Origin of the sequence: Pedobacter sp., from assembly GCF_035317785.1 — a bacterium.
Lineage (GTDB): Bacteria > Bacteroidota > Bacteroidia > Sphingobacteriales > Sphingobacteriaceae > Pedobacter.
Map to the genome: position 1 here is coordinate 1 of NZ_DATHGC010000344.1, position 4,745 is coordinate 4,745.

The 4,745-nt window shown below is 45.9% G+C and carries 5 protein-coding genes; 2 read left to right on the forward strand and 3 right to left on the reverse strand.

The window, feature by feature from the left end:
* Positions 1–2,042 (reverse strand): aminomethyl-transferring glycine dehydrogenase (gene gcvP, locus VK541_RS21665; protein WP_324372602.1); only part of this gene is annotated, 2,042 nt, incomplete at its 3' end.
* A gap of 51 nt (positions 2,043–2,093) precedes the next feature.
* On the reverse strand, positions 2,094–2,813 hold the full coding sequence (locus VK541_RS21670) for a pyridoxine 5'-phosphate synthase (protein ID WP_324372603.1): 720 nt from the start codon (positions 2,811–2,813) through the stop codon (positions 2,094–2,096).
* A gap of 83 nt (positions 2,814–2,896) precedes the next feature.
* Here VK541_RS21670 and VK541_RS21675 point away from each other — a divergent pair, with 83 nt between their 5' ends.
* Both VK541_RS21675 and VK541_RS21680 read left to right on the forward strand, forming a co-directional pair.
* Entirely contained in the window at positions 2,897–3,418 is a 522-nt protein-coding gene (locus tag VK541_RS21675; protein ID WP_324372604.1) for an RNA polymerase sigma factor, read from the forward strand.
* On the forward strand, positions 3,405–4,025 hold the full coding sequence (locus tag VK541_RS21680) for a hypothetical protein (RefSeq protein ID WP_324372605.1): 621 nt from the start codon (positions 3,405–3,407) through the stop codon (positions 4,023–4,025). The genes VK541_RS21675 and VK541_RS21680 overlap by 14 nt, the downstream gene beginning before the upstream one ends.
* Before the next feature lie 72 nt (positions 4,026–4,097).
* On the opposite strand, the gene VK541_RS21685 is transcribed toward VK541_RS21680, so the two are convergent.
* On the reverse strand, positions 4,098–4,745 hold a 648-nt coding region (locus VK541_RS21685), incomplete at its 5' end, for an adenosylhomocysteinase (protein ID WP_324372606.1).

Below are 4,745 nucleotides of genomic sequence, written 5' to 3' on the forward strand. Positions count from 1 at the left end.
ATGTTTGCCCCGTCCATATACACCTGTCCGCCATTCTCGTGGATGATGTTACAAATGTCAATAATGCTTTCTTCAAATACGCCATGCGTAGAAGGGTAAGTCACCATCAGGCAGGAAAGATCAGTGGCATGTTCCTCAGCCTTTGCTTTCAGGTCATCCACATCAATATTTCCGTTTTCCATTGATTTGACCACTACGATCTTCATACCCGCCATAGCGGCAGAAGCAGGATTGGTGCCGTGAGCAGACGAAGGGATCAAAGCAATGTTACGGTGGTGGTCTCCGCGGTCCTGGTGATAAGCCCTGATGACCATCAGCCCGGCATACTCACCCTGGGCGCCCGCATTTGGCTGCAGGCTCATGGCTGCAAAGCCTGTGATCTCACTCAGCCATTTGTCCAGCTCATTGAATACCGTATAATAACCGGCTACCTGATCTGCCGGGGCAAAAGGATGGATCTTACCAAACTCAGGCCAGGTCACAGGGATCATTTCAGTCGTCGCATTCAGCTTCATGGTACACGAACCCAAAGCGATCATCGAGTGACAAAGCGAAAGGTCCTTAGCTTCCAGCGATTTGATGTAGCGCAGCATTTCATGCTCAGAATGGTGCGCATTAAATACCGGATGGCTCAAATATGCTGAATTACGCAGCAGGGCAGAAGGAATTACAGTAGTGATGTTCTGATCGGCCAGCTCCACTGTATCAGCAGCGATTGCCTTTACTTTTGCAAAGATTTTAACCAGTAATTTCACATCTTCGGCAGAAGTGGTCTCATCCAAAGCGATGGTCACCACGCTGCCTTTATAATTTAAATTGATCTCATTGTTCAGGCATTCACTGTGTATTGCGTTGACAAGATCGCCCAGATCCAGCTGAATGGTGTCAAAATAAGAATCAGCAGATAGTTTATAACCTATTTTCTCCAGTGAACGCGCCAGCGTAATGGCCAGGCCATGCGTGCGTTCCGCGATCAGTTTCAGACCTTTAGGTCCATGATACACTGCATAAAAACCGGCCATAATGGCCAGTAAAGCCTGTGCAGTACAAATATTTGAAGTCGCTTTATCCCTGCGGATGTGCTGTTCACGGGTCTGCAGCGCCATGCGCAGCGCGTAGTTATTATTGCTGTCAATGGTCACTCCGATGATCCGGCCGGGAATAGCACGTTTGTACTCATCCTTGGTCGCAAAAAAAGCAGCGTGAGGACCGCCGAATCCCATCGGTACACCAAAGCGCTGTGTAGTTCCCACCACTACGTCCGCTCCCCATTCACCCGGAGGCGTTAGCAGGGTTAAGCTCAGCAGATCGGCCACTACCGTTACTTTTACATTTTTTTCATGTGCTTTTTGTGCAAAACCAGTATAGTCAAATACCTCACCGTTTCCGGCAGGATACTGTATAATTGCCCCGAAGAATTCTTCACTCAGTTCCACCGAACGGTGATCACCGATAACCAGTTCAATGCCATATGGATTTGCACGGGTCTTCAGGATATCTATCGTTTGCGGGAACAGCAGTTCTGACACAAAGAACTTATCCCCTTTAGCATTTTTACGCAGGCTGTATTGCATGAACATGGCCTCTGCGGCTGCAGTACCCTCATCCAGCAATGAAGCATTCGCAATCTCCATACCGGTCAGATCGATCACCATGGTCTGGAAATTCAGCAGCGCCTGCAAACGGCCCTGTGCAATTTCTGCCTGGTAAGGCGTATACTGGGTATACCATCCCGGATTTTCCATCACATTACGCAGGATCACACCCGGCGTAATGGTGTCATAATAACCCTGGCCCAGGTAAGATTTGAAAACTTTATTTAAAGAAGCCGTCTGCTTTAAACTGCTCAGGTAATCCGTTTCCGATTTTGCCTTAGGCAGGTTCAAAGGCTGTTTCAGCCTGATCTTTTGCGGAACAGTTTGTTCGATCAGTTCGTCAACAGAACCCAGGCCCAGCGTGTTAAGCATCTCATTGGTATCCTTGTCATTAGTTGCAATGTGGCGGTCTTTAAAGTCTTCTTGGTAATGAATGTTCAAGCTCATGAAAATCTATGAATAAAAAGTTGCGCAAAGGTAATAAAAATACGTAAGAATTTAATGCTTCAGCTGCTTCAAATATAGTTGAACTGTATTCTCCAGCCCCAGGTAAAGCGCGTCGCTGATGAGCGCATGACCGATACTGACCTCCAGCAGTCCGGGGATGCTGTCTGCGAAATATTTCAGGTTGTGCAGGTCCAGGTCATGCCCGGCATTGATGCCCAGGCCAAGCTCGTGTGCCTTATGCGCAGCGGCTACATAAGGAACGATCGCTTTTTCGCGGTTGTCGTAATAATTGTGCGCATAGGCCTCCGTATACAGTTCAATTCTGTCTGTTCCGCTCAAGGCAGCCCCCTTTACCATGTCCACCACAGGATCGACAAATATAGACACCCTGATGCCTGCTGATTGAAACAGCGATACCATTTCTTTCAGGTAGTCTTTGTATTTTATCGTATCCCAGCCATGATTGGAAGTGACCTGCCCTTCTGCATCCGGCACCAAAGTAACCTGGGCCGGCTTATTGGCCAGTACCAGGTCTACAAACTTCTGTTCCCTGCAATTTCCTTCAATGTTAAATTCTGTGGCAATGACCGCTTTCAGGTCATAAACATCCTGATACCTGATGTGACGTTCGTCAGGTCTTGGGTGTACTGTGACCCCTTCGGCACCAAAACGTTCACAATCCAGTGCTACTTTTATCAGATCAGGATTATTACCTCCGCGGCTGTTGCGCAAGGTTGCAATTTTGTTGATGTTTACGGAAAGTTTAGCCATAGACAAAGATAAAATATTCTGATCACGATTTGTGATTTTTAGCAAGTCACTGCGAATAATAGGGTATTGATAATTACAGAAACTTGACAGAGAAAAAAGAAAAATTCATCGAAGTTTTAAAGGACCACAAAAAGATCCTGTTTAAGATCATTAATGTTTACTGCAGGGATCCGGAAGACCAGCGTGACCTGGAGCAGGAGATTCTGATCCAGATCTGGAAGGCACTGGACAGCTTTGATGAGAGCAAGTCTAAGTTATCAACATGGATATACCGGATCGCATTGAATGTATCCATTTCACATTACCGGAAAGACCATAAACGGAAAGAACGGACCATCGCCATAGATGAAAGTATATTAGAAGTGGTAGACACCAATGGTTCGGACCCTGCGCTTGAAAACCACATCAGCTTTTTATACGACTGCATCAGGGCGCTGGACAATTTGAATAAAGCCGTGATCATCCTTCACCTGGAAGGCAAAAGCTATCAGGAGATCGGAGAGCTGCTGGGGATATCGGAAAGCAACGCGGGAACCAAAATAAACCGGATCAGGAAAATATTAAAGGAACAGTTTAAACTAAAATTAAAGTATGGAATTATCTGAAATGCAGGATCTTTGGGCAGATCACGGGAAACAACTCGAAAAAAACCTGAGATTAAACGAGGCCCTGCTCAGGCGGTTGAACTTAGACAAAGCTGTTGATGAGTTCAGGGAAGTGCTTGCAGTGTCTGTTCATGGAAGAAATATGGCATTTATATATTTTCTGACCTCATCAGGGTTAGCCTTTTTTATGAAGAGTGAACCGGATTTTAGCATTACCGTTTTTTTGGGAGGACTCTGTATGCTGGGTTCATTTGTTTACCACCTGAAGAATACCAGGAAGTTTACACAGCTAAACGTTTACGACACCCCGGTTTTAGCGCTCCAGAAAGCTATAAATGGGTTTAAGATCAGCTCGATATCGGCGGGTAAGTATGATTTTGGGATCGTTGCCGTTTGGCTGGCAACTATTATACCTGCCATGCTGAAACTGGCAGTTCAAAAAGATATTTATGAGAGCCCGCTACATGCCGGTCTCTATTTCCTGGCCGTCATACTTTTCATACTGCTGCTTTATCCGTTCAATCTGCGGATGTATCAGCGTATATATGGCGAAAAATTAAGCAAAGCAGCAGGCTTGTTAGATGAGGTCAGTCAATTTGAACATTAGATACGGACCTGGGGGAATAATAAAAAAGGGGCACGAATTGGCCCCTTTTTTATAAGCATTTATTTCCGGCTACTAGTACCTGTATGCTTCCGGCTTAAACGGCCCTTCCACAGGAACGCCGATATATTCAGCCTGGTGCGGATCTAAAACATCCAGTTCAACACCGATTTTAGCCAGGTGCAAACGTGCTACTTTCTCATCCAGGTATTTAGGCAATACATAAACTTTGTTCTCATACTGATCTGTATTTGTCCAAAGCTCCAGTTGTGCCAGAGTCTGGTTGGTAAACGAGTTAGACATGACAAAGCTCGGGTGACCCGTAGCACAGCCTAAGTTTACCAGACGGCCTTCTGCCAGCAAAATGATGTCTTTGCCATCGATGGTATATTTATCTACCTGAGGTTTGATCTCTACTTTAGTATCACCGTAGTTGGTATTTAACCAGGCTACATCGATCTCATTGTCAAAGTGACCAATGTTACACACGATCGCTTTATCTTTCATCACTTTAAAGTGCTCAGCACGAACGATGTCACAGTTGCCTGTAGTCGTTACGATAATATCAGCTTCCAACACAGCAGTCGCGAATTTCTTCACTTCATAGCCTTCCATCGCCGCCTGCAACGCACAGATCGGGTCAATTTCAGAAACGATCACACGTACGCCCTGTGAGCTCAAAGACTCAGCAGAACCTTTACCCACATCGCCGTAACCCGCTAC

Bases quoted from the DNA above. Each gene is read 5' to 3' on its own strand.
- VK541_RS21670 (WP_324372603.1), bottom strand. From the start codon at position 2,813: ATGGCTAAACTTTCCGTAAACATCAACAAAATTGCAACCTTGCGCAAC.
- VK541_RS21680 (WP_324372605.1), top strand. From the start codon at position 3,405: ATGGAATTATCTGAAATGCAGGATCTTTGGGCAGATCACGGGAAACAA.